The sequence below is a fragment of the Streptomyces sp. RLA123 genome (assembly GCF_056270165.1).
The window spans coordinates 7252441-7269533 of the sequence record NZ_JBWDOR010000003.1; the positions used below are offsets into that span (position 1 = coordinate 7252441).

The 17093-nt window shown below is 72.3% G+C and carries 16 protein-coding genes and 1 pseudogene; 9 read left to right on the top strand and 8 right to left on the bottom strand.

Features of this window, described 5'->3' with window-relative positions:
- Positions 1 to 2: 2 nt before the first annotated feature.
- Positions 3 to 1013, top strand: coding sequence for a LacI family DNA-binding transcriptional regulator (locus RV983_RS33415; RefSeq protein ID WP_475989444.1), 1011 nt, complete (start codon positions 3 to 5; stop codon positions 1011 to 1013).
- Positions 1014 to 1065: 52 nt separating this feature from the next.
- Positions 1066 to 2268, top strand: coding sequence for a HEAT repeat domain-containing protein (locus RV983_RS33420; protein ID WP_475989445.1), 1203 nt, complete (start codon positions 1066 to 1068; stop codon positions 2266 to 2268).
- Here RV983_RS33420 and RV983_RS33425 read toward each other — a convergent pair.
- A pseudogene (locus RV983_RS33425) lies at positions 2247 to 2339 on the bottom strand (Lsr2 family DNA-binding protein); the annotation flags it as partial. The gene RV983_RS33420 and the pseudogene RV983_RS33425 sit on opposite strands and share 22 nt — an antisense overlap.
- Before the next feature lie 1012 nt (positions 2340 to 3351).
- Between RV983_RS33425 and RV983_RS33430 the strand changes: the two are divergent.
- On the top strand, positions 3352 to 4377 hold the full coding sequence (locus RV983_RS33430; protein WP_475989446.1) for an alpha/beta fold hydrolase: 1026 nt from the start codon (positions 3352 to 3354) through the stop codon (positions 4375 to 4377).
- A gap of 90 nt (positions 4378 to 4467) precedes the next feature.
- Here the strand turns inward: RV983_RS33430 and RV983_RS33435 are convergent, their stop codons facing one another.
- Genes RV983_RS33435 through RV983_RS33445 form a run of 3 tightly spaced genes read right to left on the bottom strand, consistent with a single transcriptional unit; the run spans position 4468 to position 8032 of the window.
- Positions 4468 to 6765, bottom strand: coding sequence for an ABC transporter permease (locus RV983_RS33435; protein WP_475990538.1), 2298 nt, complete (start codon positions 6763 to 6765; stop codon positions 4468 to 4470).
- Between the two features lie 59 nt (positions 6766 to 6824).
- Complete coding sequence (locus RV983_RS33440) at positions 6825 to 7511, bottom strand: ABC transporter ATP-binding protein (RefSeq protein WP_475989447.1); 687 nt, start codon at positions 7509 to 7511, stop codon at positions 6825 to 6827.
- Complete coding sequence (locus tag RV983_RS33445; RefSeq protein WP_475989448.1) at positions 7508 to 8032, bottom strand: PadR family transcriptional regulator; 525 nt, start codon at positions 8030 to 8032, stop codon at positions 7508 to 7510. Before RV983_RS33445 ends, RV983_RS33440 begins: the two co-directional genes overlap by 4 nt.
- A gap of 119 nt (positions 8033 to 8151) precedes the next feature.
- Between RV983_RS33445 and RV983_RS33450 the strand changes: the two genes are divergently transcribed.
- From RV983_RS33450 to RV983_RS33460, 3 genes are all read left to right on the top strand, one after another.
- Positions 8152 to 8988 (top strand): polysaccharide deacetylase family protein, encoded by an 837-nt coding sequence (locus tag RV983_RS33450; RefSeq protein WP_475989449.1) that lies wholly within the window; start codon positions 8152 to 8154, stop codon positions 8986 to 8988.
- Positions 8989 to 9117: 129 nt separating this feature from the next.
- Positions 9118 to 9447 carry a hypothetical protein gene (locus RV983_RS33455; RefSeq protein ID WP_475989450.1) on the top strand — a complete coding sequence of 110 codons (330 nt, stop codon included), beginning with the start codon at positions 9118 to 9120 and terminating at the stop codon, positions 9445 to 9447.
- A gap of 100 nt (positions 9448 to 9547) precedes the next feature.
- Positions 9548 to 10531: an alpha/beta fold hydrolase gene (locus tag RV983_RS33460; protein WP_475989451.1), complete on the top strand. Its 984-nt coding sequence runs from the start codon at positions 9548 to 9550 to the stop codon at positions 10529 to 10531.
- Here RV983_RS33460 and RV983_RS33465 read toward each other — a convergent pair.
- Together RV983_RS33465 and RV983_RS33470 are read right to left on the bottom strand one after the other, a co-directional pair.
- Positions 10440 to 11048 carry a GAF domain-containing protein gene (locus RV983_RS33465; protein WP_475989452.1) on the bottom strand — a complete coding sequence of 203 codons (609 nt, stop codon included), beginning with the start codon at positions 11046 to 11048 and terminating at the stop codon, positions 10440 to 10442. The genes RV983_RS33460 and RV983_RS33465 overlap by 92 nt on opposite strands.
- Before the next feature lie 153 nt (positions 11049 to 11201).
- Positions 11202 to 12572, bottom strand: a complete 1371-nt coding sequence (locus RV983_RS33470; protein WP_475989453.1) for a dihydrolipoyl dehydrogenase family protein — start codon at positions 12570 to 12572, stop codon at positions 11202 to 11204.
- Positions 12573 to 12643: 71 nt separating this feature from the next.
- Here RV983_RS33470 and RV983_RS33475 point away from each other — a divergent pair, with 71 nt between their 5' ends.
- Positions 12644 to 13558 (top strand): cupin domain-containing protein, encoded by a 915-nt coding sequence (locus RV983_RS33475; protein ID WP_475989454.1) that lies wholly within the window; start codon positions 12644 to 12646, stop codon positions 13556 to 13558.
- Positions 13559 to 13817: 259 nt separating this feature from the next.
- Here RV983_RS33475 and RV983_RS33480 read toward each other — a convergent pair whose 3' ends face one another.
- Both RV983_RS33480 and RV983_RS33485 read right to left on the bottom strand, forming a co-directional pair.
- Entirely contained in the window at positions 13818 to 14063 is a 246-nt protein-coding gene (locus RV983_RS33480) for a DUF2180 family protein (protein WP_475989455.1), read from the bottom strand.
- 90 nt (positions 14064 to 14153) lie between these two features.
- Complete coding sequence (locus RV983_RS33485) at positions 14154 to 15374, bottom strand: PucR family transcriptional regulator (protein WP_475989456.1); 1221 nt, start codon at positions 15372 to 15374, stop codon at positions 14154 to 14156.
- A 383-nt stretch (positions 15375 to 15757) separates the two neighbouring features.
- On the opposite strand from RV983_RS33485, the gene RV983_RS33490 reads away from it, so the two are divergent.
- Both RV983_RS33490 and RV983_RS33495 read left to right on the top strand, forming a co-directional pair.
- Entirely contained in the window at positions 15758 to 16150 is a 393-nt protein-coding gene (locus RV983_RS33490; RefSeq protein ID WP_475989457.1) for a hypothetical protein, read from the top strand.
- A gap of 26 nt (positions 16151 to 16176) precedes the next feature.
- On the top strand, positions 16177 to 17046 hold the full coding sequence (locus RV983_RS33495; RefSeq protein WP_475989458.1) for an alpha/beta fold hydrolase: 870 nt from the start codon (positions 16177 to 16179) through the stop codon (positions 17044 to 17046).
- Positions 17047 to 17093 lie beyond the last annotated feature (47 nt).

Here is a 17093-nt window from a genome sequence, read left to right on the forward strand (position 1 = left end):
GCATGGTCAAGATCACCGATGTCGCGCGGCACGCGAGGGTGTCCCCGAGCACCGTCAGCTACGCGCTGAGCGGCAAGCGGCCGATCTCTCCGGAGACCCGGGAGCGCATCGAGAACAGCATCCGTGAACTGGGCTACCGGCCGCACGCCGGTGCCCGGTCGCTGGCCAGCAGCAGGTCACGGGTGCTGGGTCTCGTCCTGCCCCTGCGCAAGGGCATCCACGTGCCCGTGGTGATGCAGTTCGCCACCTCCGTGCTGACCGCGGCCCGCGAGCACGACCACGATGTCCTCCTCCTCACCCAGAGCGAGGGTGAGGAGGGGATCATCCGGGTCGCGGAGAGCGCCATGGCGGACGCGTTCATCATCATGGACGTCGAGCTGGAGGACCGCAGGCTCCCGCTGCTGCGAGGCCTGGACCGCCCGTCGGTGCTCATCGGCTTCCCGTCCGACCCGGCCGGACTCACCTGCGTCGACCTGGACTTCGCGGGGGCCGGCGAGGCCTGCGTGGAGCACCTGGCCTCGCTCGGCCACCGCACGGTGGCCCTCGTCGGCTCGCCCCCCGAGGTCTACGTCCGCGGCACCGGCTTCGCCCGCCGGGTCGCGGCCGGCTTCACGGCCGCCGCCGACCGGCTGGGCCTGCGCTCCTACGTCCACCCGTGCCCGGAGACACCGGCCGAGGCCCGGGCGATGGCCGAGCAACTGCTCCGGGAGCAGCCGTCGTTGACGGGGGTCGTGGTCCACAACGAACCGATCACCCAGCCCCTCATCGACGCCTTCACCGCCATGGGGCTGCGGGTGCCGCAGGACATCTCGGTCACCGCGATCTGCCCCGACGAGATCGCCGAGCAGACCCCGCTGCCGATCACGTCCGTCGCCCTCCCGACGGCCGAGATCGGCACGCGCGCCGTGGGCCTGCTCATCGCCAAGCTCGCCGACGAGGACGTCCCCGAGACCACGGTCCTCCCGGCCCGCCTCACCGCCCGCGCCACCACGGCGCCGCCGCCGGCCGGGTAGCCCCACCGCCCGTCGTGATCAACGGAGTTGTGGTGTGCCAGGATCTGCTGCTGTGACGGACAACGACCCTCTCGCCGGCCTGGACGATGTGCCCTGGGCCCGGTTGCGGCACTCCTACGGCACGGCCGAGGACGTCCCCGGACACCTCCGGGCGATGCGGGCCGGGGTGTGGGAGGGCCGGTACCCGCCGATCACGCAGCTCGCGGACCACATCGTGCACCAGGGCACGCGATCGCAGGCCGCGGTGTACACCGTTCCGTTCCTCGTGCGGATGGCACTCGACCCAGGACTGGTCAACAGGCACCGGATCGTCGGTCTGCTGGGCGCCATCGCGATCGGGCTGGACAACAACTACCTGCCGAACGGCTACGACCCTTCGGAAGACCGCACCAACCTGGCGAATCTGCGCGGCGAAGCCGACAGTTGGGCCCGGTGGATCGGCGAGTCGGCGGACGACGAGCAGCGCAAGGACCGCGAGGAGACCTGGGAGCACGTGCTCATCGCCGCCGAAGCGGTGGTGCGTTCCTACGAGGCCGTGCGGGAAGCACTTCCCGCACTCGCCGTCCTGCTGACCTCGGACAGCCCCGAGCTGCGGGCCGAGACCGCGAACCTGCTGGGGTGGTTCCCCGAGTGCGCGGCGACGTCGATTCCGCTTCTGAAGGCGTTCATCGCCGGCGAGGACTCTCCCGGCGCGGCGGCGACGGGACTGGTCGCCCTCGGTCTGCTCGGCGAACCGGTGACCGTTCCCTTCATCGAGCGCTACCTGGACGGCCCCGTCGTCGAGCTTCGCTGGGCCTCCGCCTTCGCGTTGACACGGTTCGGCATCGCCGGCCCGGCCGTCGTCGATGCGCTGACCCGGGTCGCCGCCCGGCCGCCGGAGGCGACAGGGACCATGACGTTCCTGAGCGGCTCCTACGGCGGCCTCGCGGCGATGGCCCTGGAGGAGACATCCGAAGCCGCGACGCTCCGGACGGTCGAGGCCCTGCTCGCCGGACTGGCCGGCCTTGAGGGCGTCAAAGGGTCCTGGGACCGGAACCACCTGGCGCGAGCCTTGGGCAGAGTGGCTTTCCCGGGCGATCCCGCCGACCCGCCGCCGGCCTTCGGCGACCTGACCGACGCGCAGCAGCGTGTCGTGCGCTTCGTCACCGACCGGGACGACGACGCCTGGCCACTCGGAGTCGAGGACGCCATGCGCCGGTGGAAGATCCCGACCAGGCGCGCCGAACTGCGCGACTACCTCAGTGATGCCTCGTAGGCCTCGCGGAAGGCGCTGGGGACACGGCCGCGATCGTTCACCTCATAGCCGTTGGCACGGGCCCAGAGGCGTACCGGCTCGTCCTCCGGACGGGGTTCGAGCGCGCGGGCCCGGGCGAGGCCGCCAGGGCCTCTCCACTCTCCGGACGAGACCCCTTCCAGCCGGTCCGCCGCATCCTGGAAGAAGGCGGACAACGAGGCGTACTCGCCTTCCTGAGGGAATTCTGCATCGGCCCACGTGCCGATGGTTCCGTTGATCGTGTCCAGAAACGTGCCGTGGAGACCGTCGCTCTCCGCGGCGACCGGCACCCACTCTCGACGCCACAGTTGGTCGTCGGGACCCTCGGACGGGCACGCGTCCGCCATGTCCATCCGGCTCCCGTAGATCCATTGAATGTCCGTCAGGCCGAGAAGGAAGTGGCCGTCGGGGAAGACCGCGTCGCACCCGAGCGCCACCAGGCACGAGTGCGCAGCGGGTTGCCTGCCGGCATCGAGGTCGTTCGCCAGAAGCCACTGCCGCAGCTCCCTCGGCAGCTCCAGGCCCATGCGCAGTTCGGCCCGGCCGATGGCCGCCTCGCTCCCGGGACCGCCGAGGGCGGCAAAACCTCCGGGGTTGTGCCGCTCGAGCCACGCGGTCACCCGGCCCCACGCTTCCCGTACGTCTCCGGTCCCGTGCAGCGGCGTCTGGCTCGCGGGAGGGTTGTCCGTGCGAGGAAGCGACGACCTCTGATCATCCATGGGAGGACCGTATGCGGGGCCACTGACAATGCCGGCTTCGGCACCGCCGCCGTGAGCACCGCACCCCAGCCGCACCTGCGGACACCGCCCAGGTGCCGCCGGTTCTTGAGCCGACCGTGGAGCCGGCGTGAGGGCCGTCCTTCCGATGGCGTATCCCCGCGTGCTGTGCTCATCATGGTTCGGTAGGGCCGATGTCCAGTGTCGCCCGGCCTGCTGGGCCGGAGGTGGGAGCGCGGACGCGGCACGTGGGGGAGATCAAGGGCACGCGGGCTGAATGCGTCAGTGTGTGGCGTTCCGGATCCGGTGGGTCGCTTCGCCGTGGCCATGTGCACTGGACAGGTGAATCATGGACATATTCACAAGAAAGACCGACAGGCTCATCGCGCTCTTCGCGGCGCTGGCGGTTGTCCTGCTGGTTTCCCTCGGCGCGAGCGCCGGAGCCAGGGGTGACAGCCGTGGGCGGGGCACCGAGGCGGCGGAGCCGTCTCCGTCGTCCTTCCCGCAAGGGGAACCTCCGTCCGGTTTCACGTCCAAGTACGCGGAAGTGAACGGCTTCCGCATGCACTACCTGCGAGGCGGCAAGGGATCACCGGTCGTGCTGATCCACGGGTTCCCCCAGTCCTGGGCCGAGTGGCGGGACCAGATGGGCCCGCTCTCCAAGAACCACACGGTGATCGCGGTCGACCTCCGCGGAGCCGGCAACTCCGAGGTCACCAAGGGCGGTTACGCGAAGGCGCAGATGGCCCGGGACGTGCACGAGCTGCTGAAGCAGCTGAAGCTGAACAACGGCGTCCAGGTCGTCGGGCACGACGTCGGCCTGTGGGTCAGCTACGCCTACGCGGCCCAGTGGCCGCGGGAGGTGCGGCGGCTGGCCGTGATGGAAGCGCCCGTCCCGGACGACAGCATGTACAGCTTCCCGGCTCTGAACGCCAACCCGAAGGTCCCGTCGATGTGGCACTTCGGCCTCTTCCAGCTGCCTCTCGCCGAGCATCTGATCTCCGGTCACGAGCGTGTCTTCGTCCAGGGCTTCATCGGGGAGCTCCTGGAGAACACGTCCGCGTTCTCGCCGGCCGACTACGACTTCTACGCCCACTACCTGAAGGAACCGGGCCGCACGGTGGCCTGGATGAAGATGTACCGCGAGCTGCGCGGGGACGTCGAGCAGAACAAGAAGTTCCTGGCGCAGGGCAGGCTGAGGATGCCGGTCCTGGCGGTCGGCGGCCAGGCGTCGTTCGGCGGCAGGATCGGTGACCAGTGGCGCACCTACGCGACGAACGTCGAGGGCCGGGTCATCAAGGGTTCGGGCCACTGGGTGACCGAGGAGAAGCCCCAGGACGTGACGAACCTGCTGCAGTCCTTCCTGCAGAAGTAGCCGCCACCGCCGACCGGCGGCGGGGCCGTCCGTCCGCGCGAGGGATCGCGCGGACGGACGGCCACCGGGTTCTGGCGCGGATCGGTGAGGCTACTCCGTACGCAATCCGTCCGGCCGCATCATGCGGACCAGCGGAGGCAGGCTGAGCGCGGTCACCAGCAGGACGACGCCCGCCGCGATGCCGGCCATCGCGGCGACGCCCGGCCAGTCCACGCCGACCGCGGTGTCGACCATGCGGAGCAGGACCGCGCCCAGGCCGATGCCCACCGCGGAGGCGAGCGCGAGACCGAGGGCGACGGGCAGGGCCGTCTGCCAGAGGACCGACAGACTCAGCGTGCTGCGCCGGGTGCCGAAGGCGACCAGGGTGGACAGCAGCCTGCGGCGCTCGCGCAGTTGCTCCAGCTGGGAGACGAGCAGACTGGCCCCGATCATCACGAGCACGCACGTGGCGCCGACCATCAGGCCGCTGCGGATGGCGGCGAAGTGCCGGGACTGCTCGGTGGCGGCGAAGGCCGTCGGGGAGGCCAGGGGGTCGAGCCTGGCCGCGGCGTTGCGCAGCAGTTCCCGGGCGTCGGGCACGGCCGGGTCGAGGGAGACGAACACCTTGCCGGTGAGCGCCGCCGCGGCCGTGGCCGGGAAGGCGCCCGGGGTGACGAGGACGCCGCCGCGCTCGTACCCCGAGGGGTCGCTGCGCAGGGCCGCCGACTTCAGGGTGCGCGGCAGGTGCCAGGGCACGCGCAGTGCGGCGGTGTCCTCGTCGTAGCCGGGGTCCACGTACACCGTCCTGCCGGGGCGGGCGAGTGCGGAGGTGTCCTGGTCGTACGGGCGGTCCCCGATCACGAAGGTGTCGCCGTCCCGGCAGGAGGGCAGCGTGGCGACCTCGCGCAGCGCGTCGCAGCCGCCCACCGTCAGTTCGGCGTAGCGCTGCGGGGTGGTGGCCCGTTCGCCGAGTACGCCCTCGGAGAGTCCGGTGACGCCGCGTACGCCGCGGGTGGCCTTCAGGTCGCGCGCCGCGTCGGCCACGGGGACGGCCGCGGGCAGGGCGACCGCCATCTGGGCGCGCGTCAGGTCCTTGCCGGTGTGGCGGGTGTAGTCGGCCTGGACGCCCGCGAACAGCATCTGGAGCGCGATGGCTCCGGCGACCGCGACCGCGATGCCGTTGACCGTGCGCGCGGCGGTACCGCTGCTCAACTGAAGCCTGCGGACGGCCAGTTGCCACGACAGCGAGCCCGCGCCCAGACGGGACACGACGGCCTCGACGATCCACGGCAACAAAGCCGTGATGCCGACCAGCAGCAGCACGGTGCCGCCGATGACCATGCCCTGGTTGAAGTTCCCGTTGTTCCTGCCCTGGCCCGTCATCGGGGCGAGCAGGCCGAGACCGCCCAGCGGCAGCAGCAGCCGCCACCACAAGCGGCGGCTGAGCGGTTTCGCGGTGCGGACGACACCCAGGGGTTCCACCACGACGCCGCGCAGGGCAAGCAGCGTCACCATGACCGCGGCCGCGGGCACAGCGACCACCACCAGGGTGGCAAGCGCGGGTACGGGTTCGAGGTCGCCGGAGAAGACGTCGACGCCGAAGACCGTGAACCGGTCGGCCACGGAGCGGCCGATCCCGAACAGCACGCCGCCGACGGCGAGTCCGCCCACCGCGCCGGCCAGCGCCTCACCTGCCGCGACCAGCCGCGTCGTGCGCGCGTCGGCGCCGACCAGGCGCAGCGCGGCGAGGCGGCGATCGCGCCGTTCCCCGCCGAAGCGCACGGCGGACGCGATGAACACTCCGACCGGCACCAGCAGGACGACGGAGACGATCAGCACGAGGAGCACCAGGACCGGGTCCGGGCCGAGACCGGGGTCGCGGGAGCCGAAGGCGTGGATCCGCTCGACCCGCCCGGGCCCGGAGCCGGCGCGCAGGCCCGACGCGCTCGCGTAGTAGACGAGTTCGCCCGGCCCGACCAGCCCGCCCTCGCCGATGGTCCCGCTGACGCGGTACGGCAGCCGCTCGCGCAGAAGCGCGCCGCCGGGGGAGTCCAGCAGCCGGCGCAGCGCGGGGGAGACCAGCATCGTGCCGCGGCCGGGCAGTCGCGTCACGCCCGGCGGAAGCGGGGCGCGCGGGCCCTCGGGCTGCACCAGCCGGCCCCGGACGGGCTCTCCGCGGTAGCTGGTGTCGGTGATGGCGATCAGCATCGTGTCGGCGGCCCGGTCGCCGGTCAGCGAACGGGACGTCATGTCGTTGCGGGCGCGCTCACGGTCGTGCCGGTGGGCCAGCGCGTTCGGCACCGCGGTGGTGAGCAGCAGCAGTGTCACCCCGAGGCCCACCCCGACGGTGGTGAGCAGGGTGCGCGCCCAGCCCTCGCGCCCGCCGGTCACGGCGAAGCGGATCCCCATGGTCAGGTCGCGGGCGAGGCCCCGCGCGCGGCCGGCGAGGCGGCCGGTGGTGGCGGCCGTCACGCCGCGCGCTCCGTGTCCCGGGCCCGGCCGTCGCGCACGACGATCTCGCGGTCGGACCAGGCCGCCACCCGCGCCTCGTGGGTGACCAGCACGACGCCGGCCCCCGTGTCGCGGGCCGCCCCCGTCAGCGCCTCCATCACGCGTTCGCCGTTGAGGGAGTCCAGCGCGCCTGTCGGTTCGTCGGCGAACAGCACGCGCGGGCCGGTGACCAGCGCGCGGGCGACCGCAACGCGTTGCCCCTGGCCGCCGGATATCGCGCCGGGCCGCCGTCCCGCGACGTCGTCGACCTCCAGGCGGCGCAACCACTCCATGGCCGCGTGCACGGCCTCCTTGCGCGGGGTGCCGCCCAGGCGGAGCGGCAGCGCCACGTTCTCGGCGCAGGTCAGCTCGGGCACCAACTGCCCGAACTGGAAGACGAAGCCGAAGTCGGCGCGTCGCAGCGCGCTGCGCGCCGCGTCGTTCATCGCGGACACCTCGCGTCCGTCGTACGTGATCGTGCCGGAGTCCGGCGGCACGATGCCGGCCAGGCAGTGCAGCAGCGTGGACTTGCCGGAGCCCGACGGGCCCAGCACGGCGACGACCTCGCCGGGCCGCAGGGAGAAGTCCGCCCCGGCGAGCGCCGGCGTGCTCCCGTAGGTCTTGTGCAGGTCCGTGGCGGTGAGCAGGGGCTGATCGGCGGTCACGGACGGACCTCCCGGGCCAGCCGGTCCAGGCGCTCGGCGGTCAGTTCCAGCCAGCGCAGGTCGGCCTCCAGGTGGAACAGGGCATGGTCGCAGATGAGTTGGTCGGCGAAGTCCCCGGTGCGCTTGCGCTCGGTGAGCGTCCGCATGAGCCGCAGGTGCTCGGACCGCTGCACATCGAGAACGCCCGCGGCGTCGCGTTCGGTGAGCAGGGCGAGGACGACCTTGGTGTAGAGCGTCGACTGCAGGTACGGCTCGGGCTTCTCGGGAGTCTCCAGCCAGTGCCGGACGTCGGTGACCCCGGCCTCGGTGATGGCGTAGCGCTTGCGCTCGGGGCCCTCGCCGGGCTCTATGGCGTCCACCTCGACCAGGCCGTTCTTGAGCAGGCGCGACATCGTCGAGTACACCTGCCCGTAGTGCAACGGGCGGTCGTGGCCGAACCGTTCGTCGAAAGCGCGCTTGAGGTCGTAACCGTGGCGCGGGCCGGATTCGAGGAGGCCCAGGAGGGCGTGACCGATGGACATGGGCGTCACTGTACAAACGCGGTATACACCTTGTGTAGACCGGGTTGCCCCGATGGAAGGAGGCCATAGGGGGACCCCGGTATGAATATCACGTATACGGTCTGTGTATAGTCCCCGGCATGCACTTCTCCAGCCTGCGCCGACGGCCGTCCGCGAGTCCGCAACCCGCCTCGGCGACGGTGCGCCGCGCCGCGACAGCCCTTTCCGCAGCCGCGGTGGCCCTGACCCTGACGTTGACCGGATGCACACGGGTGGAGACCACCTCCCCGAGCGAGGCGCGCAACGCGGCGGGAACCCACGGCACCGGGCACTTCGGGAGCGTCGACTGCCGCAAGGCCAAGTGCATCGCCCTGACCTTCGACGCCGGACCGAGCCGGAACAGCGGGCGGCTGCTGGACATCCTCAAGGAGAAGCAGGTGCACGCCACCTTCTTCCTCCTGGGCAAGAAGCACATCGAGCGGTACCCCGAGATGGTCAAGCGGATGGCCGCCGAGGGCCACGAGGTGGCCAGCCACACGTGGGACCACAAGATCCTCACGGACCTCGACGCCGACGGGATACGCGAGGAGTTCAGCCGCCCCGACGACGCCATCGAGCGGCTCACCGGTCACCGTCCCACCCTGGTGCGCCCGCCGCAGGGCCGCACCAACGACACCGTCCAGGGGGTCGCCCGCGAGATGGGGCTCTCCGAGGTGCTGTGGAGCGTCACCGCCAAGGACTTCGCGACCAGCGATTCCGCCCTGATCACCAAGCGCGTCCTGGAGCAGTCCGGCCGCGACGGCATCATCCTGCTCCACGACATGGTCCCCGCCGCCGGTTCCCCCGGCTACCGGGGCACCGTGCCCGCCGTGCCCGGCATCATCGACGAGCTCAAGCGCCGCGGTTACACCTTCGTCACCGTCCCGCAGCTGCTCGCCCCCGGCACCCCGGCTCCCGGCGCCGTCTACCGGCCCTGACCCGCCGGCGAGGCTCCGGATCCGGTGACCGGATCCGAGGGGACCTCGGCCCGATACGGAGGACCGCCGCGGACCGTGCGGAGGCACCGTGGTTCCTTCGGGTGGGATCCCCGTCGGGGAGTGAGGTGGATGGCCGGCAGTGAGGCCGCACCGTACGCCGCCTGTCCGCCCCCGCGGCCCGGGGAGCACGGCGCGCCGTGGCTCGTCGGGCTCCTTCTGCGGCGCCCCCACGACCGGCTGATCCGGGTCTCCTTCCTCGTCACCGGTGACGTCACCGCCGTGCAGGCGGTGTTCCGGGCCCGGCTGCGGGCGTCCCGGCTCGTGGAGTTCGAGCGGTGGCGCGACGCGCTGGTCGACGCCTCCTGGACCGAGGTACGGCGCCTGCGGCGGGATCTCCTCGGGCACGTCGAGCTCACCGGCCCCTTCCCCGGGCCTCCCGACGCGCCGCAATCACCCTGATGCCGCACCGTTTTCACCCGGTCGGACAGCGCGGGCGGGCCCGGCCACGCCACTGCCTGAACGCTGGTGTGCCATAGGCCTCAAGGGAAGCGAGAACGGTATGACGGCATCTCCGGTCCTCGGCTCGCGGCGGCGTGCACGGCGCCCCCACCTCACCGCGGCGGCATGCGCCGCCGTTTTGTGCGCCCTGGCCGCGGCCCCGGCCGCCGCCGACGGCGACACGAGCGGCACCAGGCCCACCGTGGTCCTCATCCACGGGGCGTTCGCCGACGCCTCCAGCTGGAACGGGGTAGCGGAGCGGCTCGAACGCCGCGGCTACACGGTCATGGCGCCCGCCAACCCGCTGCGCGGCCTGTACAACGACGCCACCTACATCTCGTCGGTGCTGGACTCGATCAAGGGTCCCGTCGTGCTGGCCGGCCACTCCTACGGCGGCGCCGTGATCAGCTCGGCCGCTGCCGGTCATTCCCAGGTGAAGGCCCTGGTCTACATCGACGCCCTGATGCCGGACGTGGGCGAGAGCGGCGCGTCGCTGTCCGCCAGGTTCCCCAGCGCCCTCTCCACCGCGACCAGGTCCGTCCCGTACCGGGAGGGCGACGGCCGGAGCGGCACCGACCTCTACCTCAAGCGCGACAAGGTGTACCCGGTCTTCGCCGCCTGCCTGCCGCAGAGCCAGGCCGACCTGCTGGGCGTCACCCAACGGCCCGCGGCCACCACGGCGTTCTCCGAGACGGCCAAGGTCGCGGCCTGGAAGACCATCCCGTCCTGGGCCATGGTCGGCCGCCAGGACATGGCCATCAACCCCGAGCAGGAGCGCTTCCAGGCCCGTCGTGCCCACTCGCACACGGTGGAGATCAACTCCTGCCATGTCTCGCTGATCGCCCACCCCGACGCCGTGACCGACCTGATCCTGCGGGCCGCGACCGCCGCCGCGTCCGGGTCCGCCGGCCCCTCGCTGGCCGCCACCGGTGCCGTCACGCCCCGGCGTGAGCTCACCGGCCTCGGAGGCATCGCCGGCGTGTCCCTGGTGGCCGGTGCGGGTGCCGTCCTCGTCGGCCGCCGCCTGCGCCGCCGCCCCCGCTGAGGAGTGCCCCGGGGGCACGCCCGGCCGGACCCGTCACCGGCCCCTGTCCTCGGGGCCGACCAGCAGGAGGGCGATGTCGTCCCGGCCCTGGTCGGTGCTCCGCGCCTGTGAGGCGCTCGGCCCGGGTGCCGGGCCAGAGCATCTGCAGAGCGCCCCACTTCGTGCCGTCCGTCGCCAGCGGCATGACGATCATGGCTATCTCGTAGGGCAGGGCGTACGCCGTGCGCGCGAACCGCCGCGCGAGTTCGGCGTGGCCGAGCACCCACACCGGGCGCCCCTCCCGGACCGCCGTGGCCACCGGCACGGGGGCGGCCAGCGCGAGGCGGGTCCACGGTCCGACCACGCGGGACGACAGACCGGTCACCACTTCCATGCGCAGCGCCTGCTCCTCGCGGACCAGCAGGAACACGGCGGCCGCGTGCGACCCCGTGGTCCGCACCACCTCGGTGAGTGCCCGGTCCAGCTCGGCAGCGGCGCGTGCGCCGCCGGTCCCGCGGCGCGCCCGCCCATCATCCACCCGCCCCTGGCGGCGAGGCCACGGGCGCTCGTCGTCGGGGAGCGCCGGACCGGCGCGGCCGGGGGTCTCCCATACCGGGACGATATCCCCGCCACCCGCCCGTGGGCATCCGGGGCAGCGGGCCCGGGCGGCCCGGCGCGGGGGTGGGGCCGGTCAGCGGGCGGCGAGGACCTCGTTGAACGCCTCGGTGGAGCTGGGGTGGGTGTAGACGGCGTCGCGCAGTTCGCCTGCGGTGACGCCGTGGCGGATCGCCAGGGCGACGGTGTTGATCAGCTCCTGCGAGTCGACACTGAGCAGTGCCGCGCCGAGGACCTGGTCGGTGGCCGCGTCGATCACGAACTTCATGAGGCCGCGGATCTCGCCGACGATCTTCGCCCGGGGCATCGAGGCGATCTGCGCCACGGGCTTCGCCGCGACGCGCACATCGTGGCCGCGGTCGCGGGCCTCGCGTTCGCCGAGGCCGACCCGGGACAGCGCGGGGGTCGTGAAGACGGTGTACGGGACGGCGACGCGGTCGGCCGTGGTGCGTTCTCCGGAGCCGAGGAGGTGGTCGGCGACGATCCGGCTGTCGTCCAGGGAGATGTAGGTGAACTGCGGGCCGCCGTTGACGTCCCCGACGGCGTAGATGTGCGGGCGGCTCGTGCGCAGGTGCTCGTCGACCTCGATGGCGCCGGAGGGGGTGGTGCGGATCCCCGCGGCTTCGAGTCCGAGCCCTTCGGTGGCGGGCCTGCGCCCGGTGGCGACGAGCACGGCGTCCGCGGCGACGGTGCGTTCCTCGCCGCCGGCCCGGTAGTGCACCGTGGCGTGGCCCGGCCCGTCGGCGACCCGGGTGACCTGGGCCCCCGTGACGAAGGTGACGCCGTCGTCCTGGAGGATCCGCACGACCGCCTCGGCCACGTCGGCGTCCTCACGGGGCATGACCCGCGGTCCGGCTTCGAGCACGGTCACCTCGGAACCGAAGCCCCGGTACATGCCCGCGAATTCCAGCCCCAGGTATCCGGCGCCGAGCACGACCAGGCGGGAGGGGAGAACCGTGCCGCGGACGAGGTCGGTGCTGGTCCGGGTGTACGCGCTGTCGCGCAGGCCGGGGACGTCAGGGAACACCGGTTCCGCGCCGGTGTTGACGACGATCGTCGGAGCGGTGACGACCATGCGGTCGGTGCCCGCGCTCACCTCCACCGACTCCGCGTCGAGGAAGCGTGCGTGGCCCGTGATCACCGTGACCGTGTCGAGGGTGTCGAGCATCTCGAAGTTCTTCGCCCTGAGCAGGGTGGTCAGCGACTCCGTGCCGGCCACGGCCTCGCGGAAGGTGTCCTCGGGCCGGTCGCCGGGGCGGCGCTGCTCCGCCCGGTGGATCAGCGACTTCGTCGGTACGCAGCCGACGTTGATGCAGGTGCCGCCGAACATCTGCGACGACTGCTCGACGACGGCGACGCGCTGCCCGAGGGCGCCCAGCCGTGCGGCGAGGGTCTTGCCGCCCTTACCGAATCCGATGACCAGGAGATCGACGTGCATGGTGTCCATGGCTGCGACCTTGCCGCCTGCGGGGCGAGATGCCAAGCTGAAGAAGTCGCATTTCCTGTCGAGAAAGTCTCATGGACGCTCTGAGCCGCCTGATCCGGCTGGCCCGGTTGCGGGGCAGCGTCGACATCCGCTGTCTGATCGCGGGCCGGTACACGCTGGACAACCCCGTGGAAGGGACCGGCCGGTCGCCGTTCCACCTGCTGCTGAACGGGGAGTGCACCCTGGAACTGCCGGACCGGCGGGTCGAGCTGCGCGCCGGCGACATGGTGCTGCTCCCGCACGGGACGGCGCACCGCATGCGGGTGCGCGGTGCCCGGGACGCCACGGACGTCGAGCGCCGGGACGCCGGCCCGTACGAGCTGCTGGGCAACGAGCCCCCGGGCGAGGACGGGACGGTGGACCTGTTCTGCGGCCACTACGTGTGGGGACCCGGCCCGGGACAGATCCTGATGGGCATGCTGCCGGAGGTCGTCCACGTACCCCTGGGCGCCGCGCCCGGCGGGCCCCTCGGGCCGCTGAGCGCGTTCATGCGGGGCGAGGCGGGCGCGGCGGGGCCGGGAACCGAGGCCATTCTGGACGGGCTGTGCGACGTGCTGCTGACGATGGCGCTGCGCGGGACCCCGGGTCTCGGCGCCGCGGTGTGGCTCGCATCGGCCCATGACGTCGTGCGGACGGTCACCGAGGCGGTGCTCGGCGACCCCGCGGACGACTGGGGCATCGAGCGGCTTGCCGCACTCAACGCGATGTCCCGTGCGACCTTCATCCGGCACTTCGCCCGCGAAACGGGCATGAACGCCGGGGAGTTCGTCACGCGACTGCGCATGCTGCTCGCGGCCGACCTGCTCACCGGCACCGACCGCCCGGTCGGCGCGGTCGCCGCGGACGTCGGATACGGCTCGGTGTCGGCCTTCGGCCGGGCCTTCCGGGTGGCGACCGGCATCACCCCCGCCAAGCTGCGCAGGTCGGCGCGTGAGCGGGAGCACTGAGGCCTGAAGGGAAGCGTCGGGGATCGGTGGTGATCGTCCGCCGGCACGCTGCGCAAGGGCCCCGCCGGACGATCCCGGCCCCGTCGGCGACAGAGCTCTCGACCTCCACGCGCAGTGCGTACCGCGCGGGCGAGCCGGCAGGCTCGATGCGGCGGGTCAGCCGCTCCCGCGTCGGATCGTCGGACACGCTGCAGAGGCCCGGCCCTGGCAGAGGGTTCCCGAGCCGGACCGGGCGGGACCCGTGCGGGCCTGGAGGACGTCAGCTTGGACGCGTCCCGGCGAAGTCGCCGCTGGTGGCGGACGTCTCGGCCGCGCGGCAGGTGATGCAGACGAGCCTGCGCGCCGGAAGGCGGCTCGTGGCGCGCCCCAGGCCGTTCGGCTGGTGGAGGAGCTGCCGGAGCACATGGGCGTGGTCCGCGCAGACGAACAGGTTGCAGTGGCAGCAGATGCCGATTCCCTCGGCGTCCGGACGGGCTTCCTGGAGGCAGTCGTAGCACTTCAACATCGGCTCCGTGGGGGTCTGGGGCGAGGCGACCGGCTGCGGGGATGCGCCTTTGCGGCGGTATGGCGAACGTACGATCCAGAATGGACCGGGTCAAATCCAGGCGGGCCGGTCGTGGCCGCCGCCTTCGAAGGCCCCGGCCTCCACCAAGCCGAGCCCGAGCAGGCTCGCCGACAGGCCGGGCCAGGTGTGCACATCCCAGCCGGTGAGCTCCCGCCAGCGTTCCAGGCGGTATTTCACGGTGTTGGGGTGCAGGTGAAGTGCCCGGCCCGTCGCGGTGAGGGAGAAGCCGCAGTCGGCGAAGCCCCGCACCGTCACGGCGAGGTCGGGATGGGACGCGGCGGGTTCCGCGGCGGCTTCGAGGAGCGGCCTGAGCCGGTCGGCCTGCGGGAGCAGCGCCGCGGTGAGCCAGGTGCTGCCGAACGTCACAACCTCGCCGTCGGCGGCCGCGAGCGCGAGCGCCTCCTGGGCGTCGACGATGCTGGCGGCCGCTCCGGCCAGCCCGTGGCGCACCAGGCCGGTGCCGATCCGCAGGGCTGGGTCGTGGCGGCGCATGGCCTCGATCAGGACGTCGACGGGCATGGACTGCGCGACCGCCACCATGGTCGCGCCACGGTTGGCGCACCGCATGTTGCCCGTGCGGCGCCCGACGCGTCCGCGCAGCTCGGCGAGTTGCTCGTCGGCCCAGGCCGCGGACGGGGCGCACACCGCCTGGAAGGGCCCGGCCGGGTCGAAGCCGAGGGAGTGCGCGAGCCTGGCCACGTCCGTCCCGGCGGGGGACGTGGTGTACAGGGCCTCGAAGAAGCGGTACGTCAGGCCGATTTGGGCCGCTTCCTGGGCCCGGATCGTGTCGTTGTAGGCCTCGGCCGCGGCGCCCGTGGCCTGCTCGACCCAGGTCCACACGGTGCCGACCAGACGCACCAGCTGCCGGCTCAGGTCCCCGCCGCGCTCGTCGGCACGGGTGAGCAGGACGTTCCAGATCTCCCGGTAGCCCACGTGGAAGGCGCCGATGAGTGCTTGCAGCGGCAGGCCCTCGCGGGCGCGGTCGCGTCCCAGGGCGCGGGCGTGGTCGCTTTCCTCGGGAGAGGGGCCGCGCCTGGTGACCAGCCCGGTGAGCAGTCCGGCGAACTGCTCGGTGACGTCCGCCTCGTGCTCGTCGCGCGGCACGATGTGGTAATCCGGGATCTCGGCACGGATATGGTCGACGATGCCCGCGGTCAGCCGGGGCAGTTCGGCCCGGACGGACGCGCACAGATCGGCGAGGGCCCGCCAGTCCTCCCGCACGGGGCCCGAGGGCAGGGATGCAGTCGTCATGGCGGCTCACCGCTCTTTCCGCGAACAGGCGCCTTCCCACCATAAGCCCGCCCACGGCCTTGTTCACGTGCTGTGGCCTGCGCCTTTGCGTATTCCACAGGGTGCCGGCCGCGGAATTCTCGCTTTCGGTGAGCCCCGCGGCCCGGCGACGGAGAAAGCTGGGACGCACTTTCCCTTCCTGCGGAGGCGACGCGGATGGACCGGCACAGCTCACCCACGGTGACCGGCCACCCCCTGGACCGGCACGGCCCCGACCGCCGGGCCGTCCTGGTTCGCCCCGCCGGGTGGGCTCGGGAGGACGGTGCGGCGTGGTCGCGGCCGATGTCCCCGCGGGCGGTATTGGCTGGGCGGGAAGCGACGCGGTGCGACCAAGGAGCGGACTGATGACGACAGCGACGGAGAGCGACCCGGTGGCGGAGTTCCGCCGGCTGAGCGACGGCGACGCCGAGGTACAGGCCCACGGCGGCTACTTCTCCTGCACCTACCTGCTCGACATGGAGCGGCACAGTTTCCTGGTGCGCATGCACCGCGGCCGGGTGGAGGAACTGGTCACGGACCCCGAACCCCTGACGGCGTACGACTTCGCCATCAGGGCGAGCACCGGGACCTGGGGGGAGTTCTGCAAGCCGGTGCCGAAGCCCATGTACCACGGCATCTGGGCGGCGACCTTCCAGCGGGACATGCGCCTCGAGGGCGACCTGCTGGTCCTGATGCAGAACCTGCGCTGCCTGACCCGGCAGCTCGAACTGCTCCGCGTCACCGGGCCGCTGGGCTGACCCGCCACCTGCCGAGAGGACCCCCGATGAGCACTCCGTCCCGCATCTCGCCGGTGACCGGCCATTACGTCACGATCGACGTGGAGGACGTCCAGTACAAGGTGTTCTACCTGGAGAGCGGTCAAGGCCAGCCGCTGGTCTGCCAGCACACCGCCGGATGCCACAACCACCAGTGGATGGGTCTCCTGGAGGACGAGGAGATCACCGCGAACCACCGCGTGATCGCCTACGACCTCGCCCGGCACGGCAAGACCGACCCGCCGCTGAACAAGGAGTGGTGGAAGGAGGAGTACAAACTCTCCGCCGACCACTACGTGGCCTTCATCACCGCCTTCTGCGACGCGCTCGGCCTGGAGGATCCGATCTTCATGGGTTCCTCCTTCGGGGGCAACGTCGCGCTGCAACTGGCCCTGCGCCACCCCGACCGCTTCAAGGCCGTCATCCCGGTCGAGGGGGCGGACTACTCGCCGGGCTTCTACCTCGACTGGTGGCAGCACCCGCACGCCAACGCCGCCCAGGTGTGCGCCAGCGGCGTATGGGACCTGATGGCCCCTCAGTCGCCCGACAAGGACCGGTGGGCGACCTGGTTCTACTACAGCCAGGGCGCGGAGGCGTTCAAGGGCGACCTGTACTTCTACTCCGTCGACCACGACCTGCGCGGCCGGCTGGGGGAGATCGACGGCGAACGCTGCCCGGTGATCATGATGACCGGCGAGTACGACTATCTCACCACGCCCGAGGACGGCGCCCGCACCGCGCAGCGCATCCGCGGGGCGGAGTTCATCGAGATGAAGGAGATCGGGCACTTCCCGATGAGCGAGAACTACCCGCGCTTCGCCGGGTACCTCAAGCAGGCGCTGCGCCGCATCGAGGAGCGCACCGGCGCCTCCCACTGACCGTCCGGGCCGGCCCCCGGACGGCGGATGGGCGGGGCGGGACCGAA

Coding starts and splice junctions, on each gene's coding strand:
- RV983_RS33460 (WP_475989451.1), top strand. CDS start 9,548: ATGACGGCATCTCCGGTCCTCGGCTCGCGGCGGCGTGCACGGCGCCCC.
- RV983_RS33470 (WP_475989453.1), bottom strand. CDS start 12,572: ATGGACACCATGCACGTCGATCTCCTGGTCATCGGATTCGGTAAGGGC.
- RV983_RS33490 (WP_475989457.1), top strand. CDS start 15,758: ATGACGACAGCGACGGAGAGCGACCCGGTGGCGGAGTTCCGCCGGCTG.
- RV983_RS33475 (WP_475989454.1), top strand. CDS start 12,644: ATGGACGCTCTGAGCCGCCTGATCCGGCTGGCCCGGTTGCGGGGCAGC.
- RV983_RS33480 (WP_475989455.1), bottom strand. CDS start 14,063: ATGTTGAAGTGCTACGACTGCCTCCAGGAAGCCCGTCCGGACGCCGAG.
- RV983_RS33495 (WP_475989458.1), top strand. CDS start 16,177: ATGAGCACTCCGTCCCGCATCTCGCCGGTGACCGGCCATTACGTCACG.
- RV983_RS33455 (WP_475989450.1), top strand. CDS start 9,118: ATGGCCGGCAGTGAGGCCGCACCGTACGCCGCCTGTCCGCCCCCGCGG.
- RV983_RS33450 (WP_475989449.1), top strand. CDS start 8,152: ATGCACTTCTCCAGCCTGCGCCGACGGCCGTCCGCGAGTCCGCAACCC.
- RV983_RS33415 (WP_475989444.1), top strand. CDS start 3: ATGGTCAAGATCACCGATGTCGCGCGGCACGCGAGGGTGTCCCCGAGC.
- RV983_RS33435 (WP_475990538.1), bottom strand. CDS start 6,765: ATGGGGATCCGCTTCGCCGTGACCGGCGGGCGCGAGGGCTGGGCGCGC.
- RV983_RS33445 (WP_475989448.1), bottom strand. CDS start 8,032: ATGTCCATCGGTCACGCCCTCCTGGGCCTCCTCGAATCCGGCCCGCGC.
- RV983_RS33430 (WP_475989446.1), top strand. CDS start 3,352: ATGGACATATTCACAAGAAAGACCGACAGGCTCATCGCGCTCTTCGCG.
- RV983_RS33485 (WP_475989456.1), bottom strand. CDS start 15,374: ATGACGACTGCATCCCTGCCCTCGGGCCCCGTGCGGGAGGACTGGCGG.